Here is a 19,907-nt window from a genome sequence, read left to right as displayed (position 1 = left end):
CTATGATATGGCCGTCCCAGTCTGAAAATACCTTTAATACCATTAATCTTGGGTATACTGTGGAACTTCGGAAAATTATTAGAGTTGGGGAGAGGTCTTATGGAGTAACACTGCCAAAGGAGTGGGTTGAGTCACAAGGGCTTGGAGTAGGCTCGCCGTTGCGAATGTTTATAGATAGAGATAAAATAACTATACTACCAGGCGGCGAAGTTACAACTGTTAGAAGGGTAAGAATTAAGGGGGACGACGTTGAGAAACTCATTAGAGACATAATTGCATATTATATAGAGGGTGCCGACGAGCTAGAGGTAGAGACTAAAGACATATCGGCTATAGTTACAAAAATAGAGGGGAAGCTCCCCGGCGTAGTGCTCATGGAGGTTGGGGGCTTGTTAAAACTTAGGATTGTAACTAGAGAGGATATAAACATCGACGAGGCTGTACGTAGTATGTACACAACAGTAGACGCAATGTTCTTTCTCTATACACAAATGCTATCTCAGGGAGTGCGTAATCTAGCGGAAGAAATCTTACGTCTCGATGACCAACTAGACAGGCTATATTTCTTCTCTCTGAGAACTGTAAAGAGAAATATCGTACATAAGCCTGAGCACTACGTCGATTATATAATTACAATAAAAAACCTAGAGCATGTAGGAGATGCAATAGACCGCGCTACTAACTACTATTTACAAAACGACATTATATGTGTAGAAGACGTATTAAAAATCTTTAAAAAAGTACACCGCTTTCTCCAAGACGCCTTTGAAGCATTTTATAATAACAACGCAGAGAAAGCCCTAGCTGTATTAATACAACGTGCGGACTTAGCAAGAGAGACTCTACAAGTTATATGTCCACAAGCAACTGCAATTATGCACGAGGCTGCGTCTATAGTGGCTTTTGCTGCAGATATAGCCGAGGCGGCGTATTCAAAAGCCGTGAGACAATGAGGATCGTTATCGCGTTGCCGTTTTACGGCGTCTTTGGCATTTTCTACGCCGGCCTCGCCGTGTTACTAATGCCTTTTTTCACGGCGTCCTTTACGGAGATTTTGACGGCGGCAGGGATGCATTCTATCGCCGCAGTTCTAATAGCCACGTCGGTTACTTTTCTCAGCCTAGCCACAAGTCCTATAAACGTGGTGGTGTATACACTATCTAGGAGGAGGTATATCCCGGTCGTTGACTATGTTGTTGTATTTGGCATGCCAATACCTATGCCACGTATTGCATTACAAGAGGAGAAGTCGTATATCGCTGTAAATGTGGGAGGCGCAGTTATACCTCTAGCCGTCGCGACGTATTTACTCGCTAAATACCACAGCCCCGCGCTCCTACTTTCGATTATGTTAGCCTCTGCGTTAATATATGCTGTAAGTCGCGTTGTGCCTAATGTCGGCGTAGTAACGCCGGCATTTGCCCCGCCTATAATTGCGGCGTTGTCTGCGCTGTTGGCAGGGGGAGGGCCTGTGGCTACGTATATAACGGCTGTTTATGGCACAATAGTTGGCGCAGATCTTCTAAACATAAAAAAAGTATTGAGTCACAGACCCCCCTTTATGTCGATTGGAGGAGCTGGGGTTTTCGACGGCATATATCTAAGTGGGGTGGTGTCAACTCTATTATCAAAACTAGTCTAGAAAAGAGGCGGAACTACGGCAACAGCGGGAGGCGTGGGGGCGTTTTTGTTGCCGTAGCCGCCCTATTTTAGAATTTACCTACACTTTAAATAGATTTCTCTAGAAATATGAAAAGTATAAAACTGACATATTATTGTATATATATGTATATTGTATATTAAGTGCCAGTGCGGCATCCCATTTACTAATAAGTAGGGATTCTATATGTGTTATATAGGTAGAAATTGATAAAATTATAGAATTTCGCCGGCGTGTGGATATCCTTGTCTTAAGCCTTTGCCAGCGTATTTCTCAAGTCCCTCTGTCAATAGCTGGGCTAGATTCCATGCGTGTTTTCTCGCCCTATCTATAGCTATCTCTTTTAGTTTTTTCTCGTCGCCGCCGCCCTCTTCTTCATGTACAGTGACGTCTAATACAAGGACGCCTGTGGCTATCTGAAGTTGGATAAGTCCAATAGATGTGGCTAAGTAGCTATATTTATCCACCTGCGTGGGGCCGACCCAACCTAGTACAATAACTGCATCGCATCCATCTTTTATGAGACGCAAGGCGCCCCACACGGTGTTTTTTATCCCAGGTACAGTAATTCTTTTTACAACGGCGTGTGGAAGCAGATTTTTTAACTCCTCCACGGCGACGCTTCCCATATCTACTCTTGCAAAGGTGGTATCTACAACGCCTATGCAACTCACGCCTATGCCAAAACAGAAATATATAGCTATTTCTACCTATATGTGAAACGCTTTGGCATATCACTACCAAAAGAAATGGCCGACGCCATAGATAAAATATCTAGAGAGACAGGGGCCACCAGAAGTGAAATCGTCGCCGCCGCCCTCCAAGAGTATCTAGAGGCCAGGCGAAGCCACGCCGAGCCTGAACACCAGTGTCTAGGCGTTGTAATGGCGGTGACAGACACCTTCTCAGAGATAGGCGACGTAATTGAGGATAACAAAACTCACATAGTGGCCTATACACATCTCCATGTAGAAGGCCGTTGTCTCACTATAGCTGTCGTAAAGGGGAGTAGCGACCAGATAGAAAAACTGACGCTAGAGGTTTCAAAAAGATCTAAACTCTCTCGCTACGTGCCGCTACTGTGAAAATTCCGCAAACTTTTTTAAAAGAGGCGGCCGAGAGGTGTAAGCCGGAGGCGGAATGTGTGGCATTGCTCTTCGGCCATGGGGAAATAGTCAAAACATGGCGTTGGCTTAAAAACGTGTTAGAGAGCCCCACAGCCTTTAGGCTAGACCCCGAGGAGCTCTACAGAGCTCTTACAGAGGCTGAAGAAAAGGGGCTCTCCCTCTTGGCCATATTTCACACACATCCAGGACCTCCCACGCCAAGTCCCATAGATCTCCGCTATATGAAAATTTGGCGGGTGGTCTGGGTCATATCTAATGTATACACGTGGGAGACAGCCGCCTGGAGGTTAGACGAGAGAGGTTTAGTAAAGGTATGATTATTGTAACAACTACTGTAAACTTTGCCTACCTAACGGGAGTTTGGCTAGAGACGTACGAACGTTTTAAAGCAGTTATAAAATGTGGAGATTACACAGCAGTTGTTATCCCCGCGCTAGATGTAGACAGAGTGTCTGGGAACGTATATCCATATAGAGATGGGGAAGATCCAGCAGAAGCGCTTAGACAAGCTGTTGCCAATTGTATAGACGACGTCGTTTATATAGACGGCGGAACTACACTCCGCCATTTTGAAATAATCAAGAGAGCCCTCCCCCAGGCTCAGTTTAAACTAGCCGACGACCTTCTCAAAGAGTGGCGTGCTATAAAACGCAGAGATGAGGTAGAGAAGATAAAGGCGGCGGCTGTAAAAATTAGGCGGGTTATAGAAAGCCTAGAGACGACACCCGGCGTTTCTGAACGTCAATTCGCCGCCAGAATTTACACAGCGCTGTATGAAGAAGGCCTCGCGCCGGGGCCCATATTGGTTCAATTTGGCTCTAACACCGCTGTGCCACATCTAGAGCCCACAGACAAGAAATTACGGCGTGGAGACGCCGTGGTGTTAGATATTTCAGCATCCTACGGCGGATATTACGCCGATTTAACTAAGTCGTTTTTCTACGGAGAACCTCCAGACGAATATCTAAAGATATATGACACAGTAGAGAAAGCTCAACAAGCCGCTCTCAACGCCGTAAGATCTGGCGCGAGAGCTGCCGATGTAGATAAGGCGGCGCGGGAGGTCATAGAGGCTATGGGGTACGGCCCCTATTTTATACACCGCACGGGACACGGCCTTGGGCTTGAGATACATGAGGCGCCCGACATATCGCCTAATTCATCCGACGTGTTAAAGCCAGGGATGGTTTTTACAATAGAGCCCGGGGTATATATACCTGGCAAATACGGCGTTAGGCTAGAGATAGACGTATATCTCAGCGAGGGAGGGGCTGAGGTTTTATAACGGCGGCAACCCAGGGCCGACGGCGCCGCCGAACGACGTCCGCCTGGACGTCTCTCCCCCCGGAGCCCCAGGGAACGCGCCAGCTGCGGGTTAGGCGTGCTCCCTCCCGGACCTCCGCCGTTTCCCCGCATGCCCAGGTCCCCCCGGCCCTACGGCCGGGGTAGCCTGGGGACTGGCGCCCCCCTGGACCGGAGCTCATTGGTAAGCCCAGGCGGCACGCCGCCGGAGACGCCGCCCGGCCCCGGTTTCGGGCCCCCAAGCCTGGGTCCGCCTTCCGGCGGAGCACGGCCGGCACGCCGTGCAGCCCCCCGCCGTATTAAATATAAGCTTCAGTTTATAAAACTTGTGGCGGGCCCGCCGGGATTTGAACCCGGGACCTACGGCTCCGAAGGCCGCCGCTCTCACCTGACTGAGCTACGGGCCCTCCAAAATCTGGAGCCATATATTTAATTTTTAGGGCTGTAAGATAGATAAAGACTTGAGAGCTGAGATATATGGACATAAGCTTCCTAAGGAGGGAATTTGGCGACCGGTTTATAGAAGATAAAGTTGTCGCATCTCTATATATCCGCGACGCCTCGTTTATAGAGGTTTCTCAGTCTGTTATAGGGGTTGTATTTCCAGAAGACGAAGAGGAGGTTGTAGAGCTAGTTCGTTGGGCAGTGAGAAATAAGACCCCACTATTTCCACAGGGATGCGCCACAAGTCTCTCTGGCAACGCCATTGCGACAACCCCCGGGCTGGTGGTCAGCTTCGAAAGGATGGCCAAGGTGGAGATAGACCCCATAGACGGCGTAGCTGTGGCGGGGCCGGGGGTCAAGCTAGAGGAGCTTAATATAGAACTGGCTAGACACGGCCTCTTCTTCCCAGTAGACCCCGGCTCTGTCAAAAGTGCTACAGTAGGCGGGGCGATAGCCAACGGCGCAGGCGGTATGAGAGGCGCAAAATACGGCACTATGAAAGACTGGGTGTTAGGCCTAAGGGTGGTGACGGGGCGGGGAGATACACTTAAGTTGGGCTGCCGGACGTATAAATGTAGAAATGGATACGACTTAGTTAGACTATTTGTGGGGAGCGAGGGGACTCTGGGCTTAGTCACAGAGGCTACTCTCAAGCTAGCCCCCATCCCCGAGTCAGCTACGGCAGTACTGGCGTATTACAACGACGTAGAAACCCTAGTTGAAGACGTGGTAAAAGTCAGAGCCAACAGGGTGTGGCCCCTATTTGCCGAGTTTCTCGACGCGCCTACCTCTGCCCTAGTTGGTCTGGAAGAGAAAAACGCCCTTTTCCTCGGCGTCGATGTAAACACAGGCGCCGAGGAGAGACTGCTTAAAAAACTGAGAGAGCTTATCAGAGGCGAGATAGCACAGGAAGCCGCGGGGTGGGAAGCCGCCATGAAACTCCTAGAGCCAAGACGTAAGCTTTTCTATGGCCAGATAACAGCCGCAAGAGGGGGCGTGTTGGTGATAGAAGACATAGCTGTCCCCATCTCGAAACTACCTGACGCAGTCCGGGGCCTTAAGGCCGTTGCCGCTAAACACGGCGTCCCCCTCCTTCTCGGCGGACATGTGGGAGACGGCAATTTACACCCAGCCACTTGGTATAGGAGAGAGGAGGGCCTGGAGAAGGTGGAGAAGTTTATAAAAGACATGGCAGAGCTTGTGGCTAAGCTAAATGGCACAATCTCTGCAGAACATGGCGTGGGGATCCTAAAGAAAGAGCTGGCGAGGGCTGAGCTAGGGGAGACAGCGTTGAGCTATATGAGAGAGCTCAAAAAGCTCTTCGACCCGTACAATATCTTAAACCCAGGCAAGATCTTCTAGATTTTCTCCATCATCCTACGGAGGAGCTCGGCGATGTGAGGCGCCCTCTTTTCTAAGGTCTCTAGGGCCTCCCGAAGCGTCATCTCCGGCTTAACTCCAAGCGCCGAGAGAGTAAGAAGAAACTCGTCGAGAATATCACCAACTTTTACATTCCCCATCCAATCAGACGCCTTGAGAACCACATACCTCCTTTTTCCAATTTTCACAGTCTCGACAACCCCCTCCTTTTCTAGAGTGTATATGTACCACTGGACAGCTCCATAAGACACGCCAAGTGCCTTAGCCAACCTATAGACGGGGACAGGCCCCTCCCTCTTTAATATCTCAAGGATAATAGCTTTTGGATCCTTCACGCCCACATATACAGCGGGAGAGATATATTAAAGTTAAACTGTTAACAAAAAGTGCCCGTCCCCCTCTCGTATCTTCAATATTTGTATAGGCCAGCCAAGGGCGGATTTTACCACCACCGCCCTATCTGGGAAGTAGCGCCACACAGTGTTAAAGAGAGTCTGTAACTCAGGCGTTGGATCAACTCCTCTAAACGTGGCAAGTATCGCCGAGCGCGGAAGCGCGTTGTGTATAAAATCGAGGATATAGCCCACTCTTGTCCCCCTATCTTTTTCTTGGCCCCTCCCCGGGGGACTTAAGGGCCCGCCCCGGGTACACCGGGGCGAGGGGGCGGGTCATACGGGGGACGGCCGCCAGTTCTTTGTCTCGCACCACTTTGGGCGCCCCCGTCTGCCGCCCCGGGGCCATGCGTCGTTCATGAGTGAGAAAACTTACGAAGTTAAAAGTGTGATGGTCGCCAGTGCGGAGGAAAAAGTGGGTTGTTTTGTTTTCTGGAGGATTTCCCAGTAGCGTTTTTCTGCCCATATCATGGGGACGTTGTCGCGGTGCGCTCTGAAGCCGCACGAGGGACAGCGCATGAAGCGGCCGTTTTCCTCAACCATCTTGACTCCACAGCGGGGGCAGACCGTGCTGTATAGCCGCTCTTCCACATACGGAAGGCCGTACCATTGTGCGAGCGCTTGCAAACGCCTCCTCAGTTGGCCGAGACCGTCTAGGAAGTGTTTCTTATCGCCGCTCCAGTTGCCCTCCTTCAGCTCTTGGTACGTGTCGTCTTCCATTGTGTCGACGACTATGGCGGCTTGGTGCTCCCTCGCAAGCTTTATGATCTCGCGGGTGGCGTTTATAACGACGTCGCGGATTATGCCGTAGCGCTTTGTCTCAAGTTTCCACAGTTGTCTCTGGAGATCCAACGCTCTACGTGGATCCTTGTCCTCGTCCACACGCGCGAGAGCTCTACTAAGCCGGCTTATGTGGACGTGTATCCTCTCCAGTTTCTGAATCCGCTCCCTTTTGGGGAACTTCCACAACTCCACAACTCTACCATCAACGACCAGCCCAACTTTTACGTAGTGGTCAAGGCGGTTGACGTCGACGACGACAAGCGCCCTGGGTTCCACCGGCGTCACCTCTCTAGCGAATACGAGAGCGACATATAAACCGCCGTAAGTAGGATCCTTCTCACCACCTCTCTTCTCAACGCCAAGAAACGCCAACTTCAATTTAGCGCCCTCCTCCAACCGCTTTCTGATCCAAGAGATATCGCTCTTCTTCAGCTTGACGGCGAAAGGCGGTATGCCGAGTTTTCTTACTCTGACTACGCCACTCTTTAGGTCGACAAAGACCGCCGTACTCACATCTCTCTCATTTTCCACTCTCAGTTGGACGTCGAGGGGGATTGCCCGGTAGAACGCCACGTCGCGCCAGAGAAACTTGGAATATCTCACAAGAGCCCTCCCAAGCCCGTACCTGGGAAAGGTCTCTTCAATGATCTTGCACGCCAACTCCCGCCTGTCTGGCGTGAGAAGTCTGTCCAACTCCTCTGTCGTCAGCTTCGGCTCCTCTTGCCCCGTGATTTCCCTTAACAGCCTTCTGACGTACTCCTCCGCCGCTAGGTGCATACGCGTCACTAGGTCTAGGACGTCTGGACGCTCCTCAACGACGTGCCAAGGTATCTCTATCCTCAGCGTTCTGTATGCGTACATGGGCGTATATGTGGAGTGGCTGAAATCTCTGCTAGTTATAGAAGACACACGGGGGCAAGCCAAAAGTTTCACAAAACAATCCACGGCGCCGTGCCCAGCCTCAGAGCTGGCGAAACCCGCCCCCTCCACTGGCGCCGTCGTGAAGGCGGCGTTGGGAGGCTTGGCCATGTTGTTGACCTTCGCCGCCACAAGAACAACCGTCGTCGTAAGCAACTTGCCGACCCCCGCCGGCGTCATACGCCGCCGTTGCCACCCCTCGCGTTGTTCATACCGGCGATACCCACCGCGGCGTTGGCCGTGATAACCGCCGCAAACCCGTTTTTCAACCCACCCACACCTCTAACACAACCCTCTCACACTTTCTACTCCCTCGGCTCACCTGCCTGACAGCGACGACGTCAGGCAGGTGAGTCGAAATAGTTGAAAGAATGTTCCTGGCTTTTTCGCGCATGTGGCGGGGGAGGTATGAAGTTGTCGCATGCATCGCCAACGCCGCCGGGCGGATACTAACCGTGGTTTCCCTGCCAAAACCCCCGGCCGCCTCCGCCCAGGCATAGCCCTGGCGAGGGCGGACACAACCTCCTCTGAAAAAGCCACTCTCCTGCCCGAAGGAGCCGCCACCGGCTCTGGCTTCATAAAACTCTGAGACCACCTCCTAATGATATAGACGCCCCTCCGCGATATTGTAAAATAGAACTCTACCCCCGGCCCGGGCCCCAGCCGCGTTTTGACCACTCTGATCTTCCTATAGTGGTCCTTTGTGGAAGACTTGGCTAACCTCAAGAAGAGTGTTGATCACGTAGGCGAAGTGAGACTAGTTAATTTATCCCCCCAATGGCGATAATCGTGATGTTAAAAACTCTGTGCGTAGAAGACGCTGTCTCTCTACTCTGGAGAAGCGTGTTTATCCAATTTAAAATTTACCACGTCAGACAAATACTTGAAGTACTGCTCTATTACGCTAGACAATAGAACGTCTATGTGAGACACAGCTAGAAAAATCGGCACAATAACTTAGAGAGGCCTAGCTTAAGCCCCTCTGCCTTACTCCCCACCCGCAATATTGTAGAAGCCAACGCAGAGACCCCTCATATGATGCATAAAGCACAAGATGGGTCTTCCCAGACGCTGGAAGGTCGTATACGAATGTAAAAACCTTAGAGAACCCCTTATGACCCCTCCAGATATTGTACAAATCGACGCCAGTTCTCAGGGCCACGGAGCGCCTCCTTGGCTATCTTAGGGTCTATCCCCTGCCTCCGGGCAAACTCCGCGAAAAGATTTGCAATAAGCTCCGCGTTGTGAGGACCCATATCTTGTACTGCGTAAAGATAGAGGAGATATGGTCTTTCGAAGAGATCAGACGCCGTAGCCCCCCTTCTCCTCATCTTATATTCTATAATAGACCTAAGAGATACTCCCAGCGATAGGTAGAACTCTCGAAACAACTCTACCGGATTCATAGATAGAAAAAAACAATCCAATCTAAATACATTACTGTATACATGCCGAGCCCTACAATAGGCAACTAACTGATATCTAAAGCCGTTAGGCAGCTCTTAAATACCGTAGCGCTCTGAAACACAGGGGATTCGGCGGTAAAAACGCGCATATATAGTTATAAGCCGTAGACCGAGGATAGACATGTGATGAAGCTAGGCGCTGCCGAAAGATGGCGATAGCTCGAGAGGGCTGAACACCCAGCCCAGCCATCTACCTAATGGCATATTCTTATGGCTATACTCTCAGAGATCTCAAGTTCACATATGAGACAGAAGGTACTTCAAGTCTCTCACCAATGCCCTTGGCTACTGTCCCTATTTCCAATATTACCTCATCATGGGCAACATGCCTTTTCTAATCTTTTGACGTGTTTTATATTACTAGAATTTAGACGACTAGGTGGAATATCTAACTAGCCAATCCGCCGCCGGCAACGCTATTTCGACACGCCTTGGCATGAGGATTTTATACTATATTAGTTATGCACGTAATGTAATAGCCTGTGCCGAGGACTCTATAACCTACCGGGTTTTACAAGTGGTGTACTCCCCGGCTCCCACCGAAGAATATATAAACTATGAGGAAAATAAAAAGGGCGTGATTGAAATCGCTGAAGTTGCCAAACGCGGGATGACCCTCATATACGGCCCGCCTGGCTCTGGAAAGACCTCATTGGCCATGCGCCTAGCTAGCCGCATAGCTGACAAGGTACTCTGGGTCTCTACCACAGAGGGGCCAGACCTACTGAGAGAAGCCGCCAGAAGAGTAGGCGTAGACCCCTCCAAGTTCGACTTCTACGACTTCCCACGCGCCTTTAGACAAGACATAGCCAGATACATACTCGACCACATAGCCAACTATGGCGCCGCCGTAGTAGACTCAGTCACAGGAATGGCCACGCGGCAGAACATAGACGTAGTGACACACTCCATCCTCTACCAAATAGCCAAAGAAAAGCCAATAATCGTCATAGCAGACGAAGACACCCCCCATGTCAGCTACATAGCAGACCACGTAATACACGTCTGGTACCGAAAAAACAGCATAGGCCACTATATACGGTACGTGCAACTCGAAAAATCTAGAACACGCCCCCCAGGCCCAAGATACATCTTCGACATCGTAGAGGGGAAGGGGATTATGTACGTACACCCACTACACACAAGAGGCCACACGCAGCTAGTAGAAGAGGAAAAACTCGGCATAACGGCCCCCCTAAAAAGCGTAGTGTGCATACATGGAGAAAGAGTTAGAAAAGTAAACGCACTACTAGAAAAGATAAAGGACAGCGCAATCTTCCTGAAAATCGGCTCTTGGACCTCCTTCCACGGCATAGAGCTGAGAGATGACCAGATATATGTAGTGAAGACATTTCACGACCTCTTCAAGCTGTATGACAGCTTCACGTCTGGCAAGATAAAGGCGGAGTTTGTGGTAGTCAGCGGGCTTCTGAACCTGCCAGAGGAAGACAGGCCAGAGTACGTCTACACCCTTAGCTCATTGTTGGGCTTTGTGAGGTTTTTAGTTTTTGCAGATGTGGGTCCAAAGGATGAGACTGTTAGACTTGAAAAATACTGTGATGAGGTTGTCCAGGCCTAGAATATGCTGATGCCTACGTCTGCGCTGTTTGTGGGCAGTATGCCTGTGAGCACTAGTATCGCGAATAGTGTGAACACGCTGATTTTAACCATTATTCTTGTGGTTTCGTATGTTTTTATCACCTTCATGTACATGGGAGGGTTCCCTCGGCGTGGGTGGGGTTGGGCACGTCTGTAATACTTTTTGAAAGAAGGAGTATAAAATAAAATAGGTATATAATCCCTGCCGTGGCTGTGGGTGTTTTTGATAATCATACACATGCTAATGAATTTACCGGGTTTGGGGCTGTGGAGGTGGCTAGGAGGTTTAAGGCGGCTGGCGGGGTGGGGCTGGTGTTTGTCTCTCTGCTTACCTGGTCTATTGGGGGTGTGCCGGGGGATAGGGGTTGGGTTGTCAGGCTGTATGACCACACGGTTAGGAATGCAGAGGTGGCGAGGGGGGTCGGCCTTGTTTCAGGGGCTGTCGTGGGGGTCCACCCGGCTGAGTGTGTAAGGCTTTTGGAGGCCGGCTGGGGGGTTGGGGAGGTGGAGGAGTTTATGCGTTGGGCTGTAGATCTGGCGGCGAGGTATGTAGAGGAGGGGCGGGCGGTGGGCATGGGAGAGTTTGGGAGGCCTCACTGGCCTGTGGGGGAGGAGGTTGTAGAGCTGTGTAATAGGGTGCTTCTCTACGTGTTTGAGCGGGCGCGGGACGTCGGCGCCGTTGTCCACCTCCACTTAGAGCGGCGTGGCCGCGAGACTGTGGACTCTATCGCCGCTCTGGTGGCTAAGGCGGGCGTCGACCCGGCGAGAGTTGTAATGCACCACATCGAGGGGGCGTTGGCGGGGTACGCATACGCGAGGGGTCTCTCTCCCTCTGTCCCCCTGGGGCGGAGGGGCGAGTTTGAAGACGCGCTGAGGGCGGGGCCTGTCTTTGTAGTAGAGAGCGACTACCTAGACGACAAGTCGCGCCCTGGCGCCGTCATCCCGCCATGGACTCTAGCCTCTAGGCTCAGGCAGTATGTAGCAAAGGGGGTTCTCACAGAGGATGATATGTACAAGATATGTGTAGAAAACGTGAGACGTATATACAAAGACAGGCTAGATATATAAACTCCCTCTCGCGACTCCAGTGGGTTTCCAGGGCTGGTCGTTTATAGGAGATAGAGAGCTCTAAGGGGGAACGCCGCTACGGAGGATTTTTTAAACTGGATGTACGTCGTATACATGGCGGCGGTGATCCACGTGTTGGGGGCTCACGCATATACTTTGGTGAGGTATGGGGTAGATCCCTATGAAGATGTGGAGACTGCGGTGAAGAAGCTGGAGGCAAAGGCGCCGCACCTTGCCAGGTTTTTGAAAGAGGTTGCTACCTTCTGAGGGCGGTTAGCACTTTTTTCACTGCTGTCGCTGTGTCTACCGCGTCTTGTTCTGTTAGATTGGGCATTACTAATAGCGAGACGACGCGCTCCGCGGCCCACTCGGCGTTTGGGAGGGGCTTGTACTCCACCCTGCGCCTCTGGTATGGACAAGTCCACGGGCAGCCGAGGCCGTGGCCTTCTCTGCGTTGGAAGAGGGGCGTCTTGTAGAGGGGGGTTGGGTAGGCGACGAAGGCGTTTCCCACGCCTTCTGCCCTCAGCGCCTCTACTACATAGTCGCGGGGTTTGTTTAGCTTTTCCACCGCGAGTAGTATCTGGACGAGGTGCCAAGCGTGTCTGACGTAGGGCCTTGGCTTTGGGATAGTGAGGAGGTCGCCCTCTAGGGGGGCCAGCTCCTCCAACAGCGTCTTTACATAGGCCTCGCGCCTCTTCTGCATCTCTGGCAGCTGTTTGAGCTGGTGGTAGGCGAGTACGCCCTGTATCTCGGTCATCCTGTAGTTGTAGCCGAGGAGCTCGTAGCTATACTTCCCCACCTCGCCGTGTGCCCTAATTAGCCTCGCCCTTTCTGCATATGCAGCGACGTCTGTGGCGACGGCGCCTCCCTCGCCGGAGGTGATGTGCTTCGTGGCGTATAGGCTGAAGGTGGATATGTGGCCTATGGAGCCTGCCCTCTTCCCCCGGTACTCTGCGCCGAGGGCCTGCGCCGTGTCTTCCACGATCTTCACGCCGTATCTCTCTGCCAGCTTCATGAACTGGTCCATCTCGGCGGGCATGCCGGCTAGGTGCACCACCACCACGGCTTTTGTCCTCTCTGTTATTTTCTCCTCGGCGGAGGCCGGGTCTAGGTTGAGAGTTTCCCTGTCTATGTCTGCAAAGACCGGCACGGCGTTGGAGTGGAGTATGGCGGTGGCGGTGGCTGCGAAGGTGAAGGGGGTCGTCACCACCTCGTCGCCCGGCCCCACGCCTATGGCCTTAAGCGCCGTGTGGAGGGCTGTAGTGCCGTTGGAGACCGCCACGGCGTATCTCACGCCGAGGTAGGCGGCGAGCTCCGCCTCGAAGGCCTTTACCCACCTGCCGTGTTGCGCAGTTAGAATTCCAGATTTGAGAACTTCTGCTATGTCGTGGAGGACGTCCTCACTGTACACGACAGGCCTAGCCACGATAGGCTTTTCCCGCACGGGCTTGCCCCCCTCTATTGCTAACATAACCGCTGAGAGAAACACCCTATATAAACATAGATACGTACTCCATGGCGTGTGTAAGGTTTAATTTTGGGAAGAAATTTTAAATATAGCACTAAAAAATCTTCTATGGATGTTGTAAAAGATAACCTAGAGGTATATGGCTACTTGTCAAATATATATGGGCTTAACCTATTTGATGTCGATAAGCCGCTACAAAGAGTGCTTGAGTTTTTCTTAGGTAGAGTCCCCCAGTTAAGCAATTTGGGTAGATTTGTTGGACGTGATTTATTAGAAATAACCGACTATGTAGACAAAGCATCAAGACCTAGGCATATTATGTGGGATGTTAACGGCAATAGAGTAGATAGAGTTTGGCTTAATCCAGCTGAAAGATTCGCCTTAGAACGTCTGGTGTTTGATTTTGGTATTAATAAACCGCCTTATAAAGGAGCTAGTTGGCATGAACATTATGCAATGGGGTATTTGGTTTCAGACCCTGGTCTGTATTGTATCATCACGATAACAAATCAAACGGCTTATGCCCTTTACAAATACGGCGGTGACGCGCTAAGAGAGTTTGTGCCAAGACTTATAGGCGAGACAAGTCCCTTGGCTTTTGGAGCTACGTGGTTTACAGAGATCCAGGGGGGTAGTGACTTAGGCGCAAACCAGACTACTGCAAAAAAGGATGGAGGAGTATGGCGGCTATATGGAGATAAATATTTCGCAAGTGGAGCTGGATTAGCAGACGTCGCGCTTGTGTCTGCGAGACCTGAAGGCGGTAGACAAGGTGCCAAAGGTCTTGCGTTGTTTGCAGTACCACGTGTTAACTCTAGCGGAGGTTTAAACTTTGTAGTGAGAAGACTAAAGGATAAAAGTGGTACAAACTCCGTCCCCACTGGAGAAGTTGAATTTCATGGGTCTGAGGCATATTTAGTTGGCGATTTAGACAATGGCATTTACTATATTATGGAAGACTTAATGGTTTCAAGACTTGCCAACGCCATTGGCGCGTTGGGTGTCGCAAGAAAGGCGTATCTTGAGGCATATGAATATACAAAAAGAAGAAGGGCGTTTGGCAAACTACTCATCGAGCATCCCCTTGTTATTAGAGATTTGGTAGATATGGAAGTTACAATAGAGGGCGCGTTAGCGTTGACGTTTAAGGCAATTGAGGAATTTGATAAATCTTGGCATAGTGCGCCGCCATATAACGAGCGGTACCACTACGCAAGATTTCTAACACATATTTCAAAGAACATTACTGCAGATGCCGCCGCCTATGTAACACGTCTGGCTATGGAGCTCCATGGGGGTATAGGATTTTTGAGCGAATATCCTATCGAGAGGTGGCATAGAGAGGCTTTAATAACCCCCATCTGGGAGGGCACGAGCAATATACAGGCCTTAGATATGTTAGAGGCAATGTATAAAAAAGGCGCACATATCTCTATGATTAAAGATCTAGAGACTATAGTTTCAAGATTAAAGACATACCGTGATGTGGCGGAAAATGCATTGAATATATCGAAAAAAACTATTGAGTCGTTAACTACGTTGGATAGACAAGAGATCGAGTTTAGAGCTAAAGATATCTTAACTACACTAGGCCACAGTATTGCGGTGGTTACATTAATCGACATCGCAGATACATTAGGAGTAGAAAGATATGCCGCAGTGGCTAAGCTTTATTTTGAAAAATATCTCAGAGGCGAATACTCTGTCAATAGCTATAGTATCGGAAAGAATATAATCGACATCGAAAATGAACATGTAGTGATATATGCAAGGTAACATAGGATTTACAATACATAGTATATTAAGAAGAGCGAAAACGCTATGTCCAGATGTCAAAGTGGTATGGGAGGATAAAGAATTTACATATGGCGAAATATACAGCCGAGTTGTTTCATTGGCAAATGCACTACTTTCAATAGGCGTTAAAAAAGGCAGTGTAATAGGTGTCGCCGATTGGAACAGCCTGCCTATGTTTGAAATTCATTACGCAGCGGCGATGATAGGCGCAGTGATATATCCCGTGAACGTTAGATTGCCTCCAGAACATATCTTACACACATTAAAAATCGCCGATGTAGAATGGCTTTTCTACTCCAGCGATTTCAAATCTCTTTCTACACTGATAGATAAAGAAAAAACTATAAGCCTAAGCCCTGACTGCGACGGTAGATACTGCTACCACGATCTTGTGAAAAATAAGGGAGTTAGGGAGCCCGAGGTCGAAATTTCCGGTAATGACTACTTTTCCATACTTTTTACATCAGGCACAACAGGTCTTCCAAAGGCTGTTAGGTATACTCACGAGAAGATTATTCATGGAGCTCTTGCAATAGTATATCAACTGGGCCTATATAAAACCCCGGCTTCCCTTCATCAAGGCGATGTTATTATGCCTTTGATACCGTTTTATCATATACACTCATGGGGTAGTTTTATACATGCTCCCTACTTATGTAATAGGTACATATTAATGGGGAGGTTTATGCCTGATAAAGCGGTTGAACTAATAGAGAGATATAAAGTCACGTGGATCAACGCTGTTCCTACGATGGTGTATATGTTGATTGATTTTGCTGAAAAAGCGAAGAAGCTAGAAGCTCTTCGTGGATTGAAGGCTTTAGTTGGAGGCATGCCGATAACCAGCGGCTTAGCTAAGAAGATGGACAACCTAGGTATTAAGTTTTCTACAATCTACGGGGGGACGGATATGCTTGCTATTTCGATATCTATTGTCTCATCAGCTGAGGATATAGATACTGTTCGTCTAAATACTCATCCGGTGCCTTTCGCCGAGGTTCGTATTGTTGACCCAGACACAGGCAAAGACGTTGAAATAGGGAAAATGGGAGAGATCTGGGTAAGAACACCCTGGTTGCCTTATGAATATTATAAAGACCCCGTCAAAACAAGAGAGAGCTATGTAAATGGCTGGTTTAGAACAGGCGATATAGGCATGTTGTTGCCAGGCGGCGCTTTAAGAATAACAGATAGACTTAAAGATGTTATTAAAAGTGGCGGCGAGTGGATACCTACAAGTATTCTCGAGGCAATTATATCAAATATACCTGGCGTAGAGTTAGTGGCGGTTTTAGGCAAGGCACATGAAAGGTGGGGAGAAAGACCTGTAGCGGTGATAAAGCCAAAAGAAGGCTATAGCATTACTAAAGAAGTTATATACGAAGAGCTTAGTAAAGAAGTAAGTACAGGCAGAATACCGAAGTGGTGGTTGCCAGATGACATAATCTTCGTTAATGAGATGCCTTTGACCAGTACCGGTAAAATAGATAAGAAATTATTACGAGAAATACTTAAAATATAAAAATAATCAAATACAAAAGTCGAATATTGTATATTTTATGAAAGCTTAAGAGGTGATTCTTAAATTAGATTTAGTTTTTATACATAGAAAGCTCTATAGTGTCTGTGAGATGGCTCTATGTTACATACATTATATATTGGTCTTCTGTGGCTATTACAGCGGCTCTAGCGGCGTTGGGCTATCCGCTTGTAGATCCGCAAGCCGTGGCTAGGGCTTTTAACGAGACGGCGTCTCTACCTTATGAACAACGTTTTCTCCAGTCTGCAGTCGACGTGGCGTTTGTATCTCTCTTCTCCTACCCGGCTTTGTTTTATGCCGCTACGGTATATGGCATAGCCACGGCTACTTTGGCAGGCGCATTCGGCGCCGGACACGCGTTTCTCTACGCTGCGGTTGTTCAAATAGTCCTCTTCTTCCTGACGGAAGTTGCGAAATGGCACCCGCTTGTCCAACGCCTCTCTAGAGGTAGGGTAGAGTGGAGGAGGTACCTTCTCTGGGTGGCAGCAGCTTTCTCTCTAGTGGGAGTTCTCTCCCTCTAGCTATTCTGGGGCGGCGCTTTGTTGCGCCAAATATTGTTCTACTATGTCGTAGCCATATATTGCTTTGAAAAGCTCTCTGCCTTGCGGCGTCATTTGTGTGGGGTCCCACGGCTTTTCAAAGTCTAGCTCTACCTCTACGTCCTTAGCCTCTGGCATGACTGTCTGTAGGGCGTAGCCAACTTCTTGTGCCACACTTCCAGCCACTGGACACCCCACTGCAGTGAGAGTCATAGTGACTTTCAATATGCCGTCTTCTAAAACCACTTTTCTAATTAGGCCGAGGTCGTAGACGTTGATGGGTATCTCTGGGTCGTAGACCTCTCGTAGAACCTCAATTATCTTCTTGACTTTTTCAGGAGGTAAATTTGTTTCAAAGACAGGCCTCTCGTCCATATCTCTAATCCCGAATATTAGATAAAAAGTTATATGGCCGTAGCCAATTGCGGCTATGGATGTAATAGATGTCAGAGGACAACAGTGTCCAGACCCGTTGAAGAAAGTCGCGTCTATACTCGCGGGGGCGTCTGCGGGCGCCCAGTTTAAAATTGTGACAGATGACTATGTGTGTTATGTAATGCTTAGGCGATTGATGGCTATAAACGATGTGAAAATTCTACAGGCCGAAGAGACGGGACCCTACGTGCTTGTGGTAGAGAAGTAGTTATAAACATCGGCTTATTTTAAGATATGTACGAGGGCAAGTTCTACAGAGTTCTCCACCCACGTCCAATTCTTGTAATAGTTTCTAAATGTCCCAACGGCAGACTTAACCTCATGCCTGCGTCGTGGAATACCCCAGTCTCTGAAGAGCCGCCTACTGTAGCCGTCGCCGTGGAAAAAAGCTCGTATACCTACGAATGTCTTAAACACCATAGATATGCTACGCTTAACGTCCTCCCGATTGAAGCCGCAGACTTGATATACAAGCTGGGGAGCGTCAGCGGACGCAACGTCGACAAGGCTACTGAATTTGGCGTAAAGTTTGAAAACTCTGAAAAGATAGACGTGCCTCGCGTCGCAGGGGCTATCGCTGGATATGAGACTGAGGTGTATAAAGAGGTTGAGGTGGGGGAGGTCGCCCTGTATATATTTCACGTCTTATACACTTGGGTTGCGCCTGGCGTAGCTGACCAATGGGGTTTTGACTTCAGAAGGGTAAACATCCCGCTACACGGCGCGGGCCGTGCCTTCTATAGAGTAGATCCACGGCCTGTCTTTGCCAAGAGGTAGTCTAATAGATTTTACATTTGGCGGAGGGCGTTGCTGCCCCACTAATACAAACACGACGTCTTTAAAGACTTTCTTCGCTCTGTTTAAAACAAGCGGGTTTATCCTATCGTCTTCTCCATCTGTCACAACAACCAGCATGTAGTTTTTTAGTCTGCGTCTTTCTACGTCGTCAATTGCGACTTCTACTGCTTTAGATATGTCTGTGCCTCCTCCAGCGGATACCCTAAGCAAGATCTCGGCCATCTTAGCCACGTCTTCTACAGGGTCGTATACCTCTGCGTCGAAAAACCTAAGCACGACCCTCCTATACCTCCTTAGTACAGCTAGGGCGTAGGCAGTTGCAACAGCTATTTTTTCGACGCCGTCTATCAAGCTGTACATAGACCCAGACTTATCTACCAGTAGGTAGACGCCTCTATCGCCTTGCGCCCTCGGCATCCTTATGGAAAGTTCGGCGGCCGTAGCTTTGTGAAGAAAGAGGAGTGGGGCGCCGAGAAAGAGAGCTTTTGTATATGTAGTAGCCCGCCGCGCCTTCTCAATAGAGCTATAGATTCGCCCGTATATAACCCCTGCCGTGGAGACTATCGCATCCCCAACGCCAAGGGGGTTTCCGATGAGTTTTTCCAACGCCACAGCCTTCTCTAAGATTTTTGCCATTTTTGCCCTCCGCGGGTCTACGGCTAGAGAAAGTGCAAGAGAGGCGGGGTCCCCCCTCCTCCCTCTGCCTAAGACCTCCCCTAGTTTTTTAAGAACTCTATATAGCTCTTCCACGTCTGAGGGGTCTCCAAAATGGCGCCTCAACTGTCTCCACGCCTCAGTCCACGCATCTCTACGTCCTAAGCCAAACCACGCCCTTCCATATTGTTCAAGGGTCTGTAAATACTTTTCAAAGGCCTTTAGAAGCCTAACGGCCGCCTCTAGAGAAGCCCTGTGGTTTAGTCGACAAAGTGGCGCAATGGCGCTGTAGTATTGCGAGTTTATATACATAGTTACAAATTTCCTCCACACGGCGCTGAAGGCTCTGCCGCCAAATATCGGCGTGCGGTAGTGGATATAATATGCGTCAACTGCCTCTTCTTCGCCGACGGATTTAATGCCGGCGATTTGCAAAACTTTCCTAGCTCTACTTCTAACTACGTAGTCGTTGTAGTCAACATTAAGTAGAAGACCCATAAAATATGTCTACTTTAATAAAGTTCTGTATTTTAAGAT

The 19,907-nt window shown here is 49.4% G+C and carries 23 protein-coding genes and 1 tRNA gene; 15 read left to right on the top strand and 9 right to left on the bottom strand.

What is annotated here, in order from left to right; all coding sequences use genetic code 11:
* The first annotated feature begins 59 nt into the window (after positions 1–59).
* Together ACZ49R_RS10785 and ACZ49R_RS10780 are read left to right on the top strand one after the other, a co-directional pair.
* On the top strand, positions 60–953 hold the full coding sequence (locus ACZ49R_RS10785; protein WP_464733102.1) for an AbrB/MazE/SpoVT family DNA-binding domain-containing protein: 894 nt from the start codon (positions 60–62) through the stop codon (positions 951–953).
* Positions 950–1,642: a DUF1614 domain-containing protein gene (locus ACZ49R_RS10780; protein WP_011763555.1), complete on the top strand. Its 693-nt coding sequence runs from the start codon at positions 950–952 to the stop codon at positions 1,640–1,642. Before ACZ49R_RS10785 ends, ACZ49R_RS10780 begins: the two co-directional genes overlap by 4 nt.
* Before the next feature lie 233 nt (positions 1,643–1,875).
* On the opposite strand, the gene ribC is transcribed toward ACZ49R_RS10780, so the two are convergent.
* The gene (ribC, locus tag ACZ49R_RS10775) at positions 1,876–2,334 is read right to left on the bottom strand and encodes a riboflavin synthase (protein WP_464733101.1); all 459 of its coding nucleotides are present in this window, start codon (positions 2,332–2,334) and stop codon (positions 1,876–1,878) included.
* Between the two features lie 42 nt (positions 2,335–2,376).
* Here ribC and ACZ49R_RS10770 point away from each other — a divergent pair, with 42 nt between their 5' ends.
* Genes ACZ49R_RS10770 through ACZ49R_RS10760 form a run of 3 tightly spaced genes read left to right on the top strand, consistent with a single transcriptional unit; the run spans position 2,377 to position 4,072 of the window.
* The gene (locus ACZ49R_RS10770) at positions 2,377–2,745 is read left to right on the top strand and encodes a CopG family ribbon-helix-helix protein (protein WP_011763557.1); all 369 of its coding nucleotides are present in this window, start codon (positions 2,377–2,379) and stop codon (positions 2,743–2,745) included.
* The gene (locus ACZ49R_RS10765; protein ID WP_464733100.1) at positions 2,742–3,104 is read left to right on the top strand and encodes a M67 family metallopeptidase; all 363 of its coding nucleotides are present in this window, start codon (positions 2,742–2,744) and stop codon (positions 3,102–3,104) included. The genes ACZ49R_RS10770 and ACZ49R_RS10765 overlap by 4 nt, the downstream gene beginning before the upstream one ends.
* On the top strand, positions 3,101–4,072 hold the full coding sequence (locus tag ACZ49R_RS10760) for a M24 family metallopeptidase (protein ID WP_464733099.1): 972 nt from the start codon (positions 3,101–3,103) through the stop codon (positions 4,070–4,072). The genes ACZ49R_RS10765 and ACZ49R_RS10760 overlap by 4 nt, the downstream gene beginning before the upstream one ends.
* Before the next feature lie 346 nt (positions 4,073–4,418).
* On the opposite strand, the gene ACZ49R_RS10755 is transcribed toward ACZ49R_RS10760, so the two are convergent.
* Positions 4,419–4,496: transfer RNA gene (locus ACZ49R_RS10755), tRNA-Arg, on the bottom strand.
* A 70-nt stretch (positions 4,497–4,566) separates the two neighbouring features.
* Here ACZ49R_RS10755 and ACZ49R_RS10750 point away from each other — a divergent pair.
* Positions 4,567–5,895: an FAD-binding oxidoreductase gene (locus ACZ49R_RS10750; protein ID WP_464733098.1), complete on the top strand. Its 1,329-nt coding sequence runs from the start codon at positions 4,567–4,569 to the stop codon at positions 5,893–5,895.
* On the opposite strand, the gene ACZ49R_RS10745 is transcribed toward ACZ49R_RS10750, so the two are convergent.
* From ACZ49R_RS10745 to ACZ49R_RS10735, 3 genes are all read right to left on the bottom strand, one after another.
* Entirely contained in the window at positions 5,892–6,254 is a 363-nt protein-coding gene (locus tag ACZ49R_RS10745) for a helix-turn-helix domain-containing protein (RefSeq protein ID WP_011763561.1), read from the bottom strand. The two genes, ACZ49R_RS10750 and ACZ49R_RS10745, sit on opposite strands and share 4 nt — an antisense overlap.
* Positions 6,255–6,281: 27 nt before the next feature.
* Entirely contained in the window at positions 6,282–6,500 is a 219-nt protein-coding gene (locus ACZ49R_RS10740) for a hypothetical protein (protein ID WP_464733097.1), read from the bottom strand.
* 177 nt (positions 6,501–6,677) lie between these two features.
* Complete coding sequence (locus tag ACZ49R_RS10735; RefSeq protein WP_464734131.1) at positions 6,678–7,949, bottom strand: zinc ribbon domain-containing protein; 1,272 nt, start codon at positions 7,947–7,949, stop codon at positions 6,678–6,680.
* Positions 7,950–8,795: 846 nt separating this feature from the next.
* Here ACZ49R_RS10735 and ACZ49R_RS10730 point away from each other — a divergent pair.
* Positions 8,796–8,921, top strand: coding sequence for a hypothetical protein (locus ACZ49R_RS10730; protein ID WP_464733096.1), 126 nt, complete (start codon positions 8,796–8,798; stop codon positions 8,919–8,921).
* A 197-nt stretch (positions 8,922–9,118) separates the two neighbouring features.
* Here ACZ49R_RS10730 and ACZ49R_RS10725 read toward each other — a convergent pair whose 3' ends face one another.
* A complete protein-coding gene (locus ACZ49R_RS10725; RefSeq protein WP_464733095.1) occupies positions 9,119–9,412 on the bottom strand; it encodes a hypothetical protein in 294 nt (97 codons plus the stop codon).
* Between the two features lie 637 nt (positions 9,413–10,049).
* Here ACZ49R_RS10725 and ACZ49R_RS10720 point away from each other — a divergent pair.
* The 3 genes from ACZ49R_RS10720 to ACZ49R_RS10710 all read left to right on the top strand — a co-directional run bounded on the left by ACZ49R_RS10720 (position 10,050) and on the right by ACZ49R_RS10710 (position 12,406).
* A complete protein-coding gene (locus ACZ49R_RS10720) occupies positions 10,050–11,051 on the top strand; it encodes an RAD55 family ATPase (protein ID WP_464734130.1) in 1,002 nt (333 codons plus the stop codon).
* A gap of 227 nt (positions 11,052–11,278) precedes the next feature.
* Positions 11,279–12,139: a TatD family hydrolase gene (locus ACZ49R_RS10715; RefSeq protein WP_464733094.1), complete on the top strand. Its 861-nt coding sequence runs from the start codon at positions 11,279–11,281 to the stop codon at positions 12,137–12,139.
* 99 nt (positions 12,140–12,238) lie between these two features.
* Positions 12,239–12,406: a hypothetical protein gene (locus ACZ49R_RS10710; RefSeq protein WP_464733093.1), complete on the top strand. Its 168-nt coding sequence runs from the start codon at positions 12,239–12,241 to the stop codon at positions 12,404–12,406.
* On the opposite strand, the gene ACZ49R_RS10705 is transcribed toward ACZ49R_RS10710, so the two are convergent.
* Positions 12,396–13,610 (bottom strand): DegT/DnrJ/EryC1/StrS family aminotransferase, encoded by a 1,215-nt coding sequence (locus ACZ49R_RS10705; protein WP_464733092.1) that lies wholly within the window; start codon positions 13,608–13,610, stop codon positions 12,396–12,398. The two genes, ACZ49R_RS10710 and ACZ49R_RS10705, sit on opposite strands and share 11 nt — an antisense overlap.
* Positions 13,611–13,715: 105 nt before the next feature.
* Here ACZ49R_RS10705 and ACZ49R_RS10700 point away from each other — a divergent pair, with 105 nt between their 5' ends.
* The 3 genes from ACZ49R_RS10700 to ACZ49R_RS10690 all read left to right on the top strand — a co-directional run bounded on the left by ACZ49R_RS10700 (position 13,716) and on the right by ACZ49R_RS10690 (position 17,465).
* A complete protein-coding gene (locus ACZ49R_RS10700; RefSeq protein ID WP_464733091.1) occupies positions 13,716–15,383 on the top strand; it encodes an acyl-CoA dehydrogenase family protein in 1,668 nt (555 codons plus the stop codon).
* Entirely contained in the window at positions 15,373–16,926 is a 1,554-nt protein-coding gene (locus ACZ49R_RS10695) for an AMP-binding protein (protein WP_464733090.1), read from the top strand. Before ACZ49R_RS10700 ends, ACZ49R_RS10695 begins: the two co-directional genes overlap by 11 nt.
* Positions 16,927–17,030: 104 nt before the next feature.
* A complete protein-coding gene (locus ACZ49R_RS10690; protein WP_464733089.1) occupies positions 17,031–17,465 on the top strand; it encodes a hypothetical protein in 435 nt (144 codons plus the stop codon).
* Here ACZ49R_RS10690 and ACZ49R_RS10685 read toward each other — a convergent pair whose 3' ends face one another.
* Positions 17,466–17,858: a metal-sulfur cluster assembly factor gene (locus ACZ49R_RS10685; RefSeq protein ID WP_464733088.1), complete on the bottom strand. Its 393-nt coding sequence runs from the start codon at positions 17,856–17,858 to the stop codon at positions 17,466–17,468.
* 55 nt (positions 17,859–17,913) lie between these two features.
* Here ACZ49R_RS10685 and ACZ49R_RS10680 point away from each other — a divergent pair, with 55 nt between their 5' ends.
* Complete coding sequence (locus tag ACZ49R_RS10680) at positions 17,914–18,126, top strand: sulfurtransferase TusA family protein (protein WP_011763572.1); 213 nt, start codon at positions 17,914–17,916, stop codon at positions 18,124–18,126.
* 26 nt (positions 18,127–18,152) lie between these two features.
* A complete protein-coding gene (locus ACZ49R_RS10675; protein ID WP_464733087.1) occupies positions 18,153–18,695 on the top strand; it encodes a flavin reductase family protein in 543 nt (180 codons plus the stop codon).
* On the opposite strand, the gene ACZ49R_RS10670 is transcribed toward ACZ49R_RS10675, so the two are convergent.
* Complete coding sequence (locus ACZ49R_RS10670; RefSeq protein WP_464733086.1) at positions 18,633–19,868, bottom strand: VWA domain-containing protein; 1,236 nt, start codon at positions 19,866–19,868, stop codon at positions 18,633–18,635. The genes ACZ49R_RS10675 and ACZ49R_RS10670 overlap by 63 nt on opposite strands.
* Positions 19,869–19,907 lie beyond the last annotated feature (39 nt).

This window comes from Pyrobaculum organotrophum (assembly GCF_055384425.1).
The sequence above is the reverse complement of the archived record's forward strand: the minus strand, read 5'-3'. Positions and strand labels throughout refer to the sequence as shown.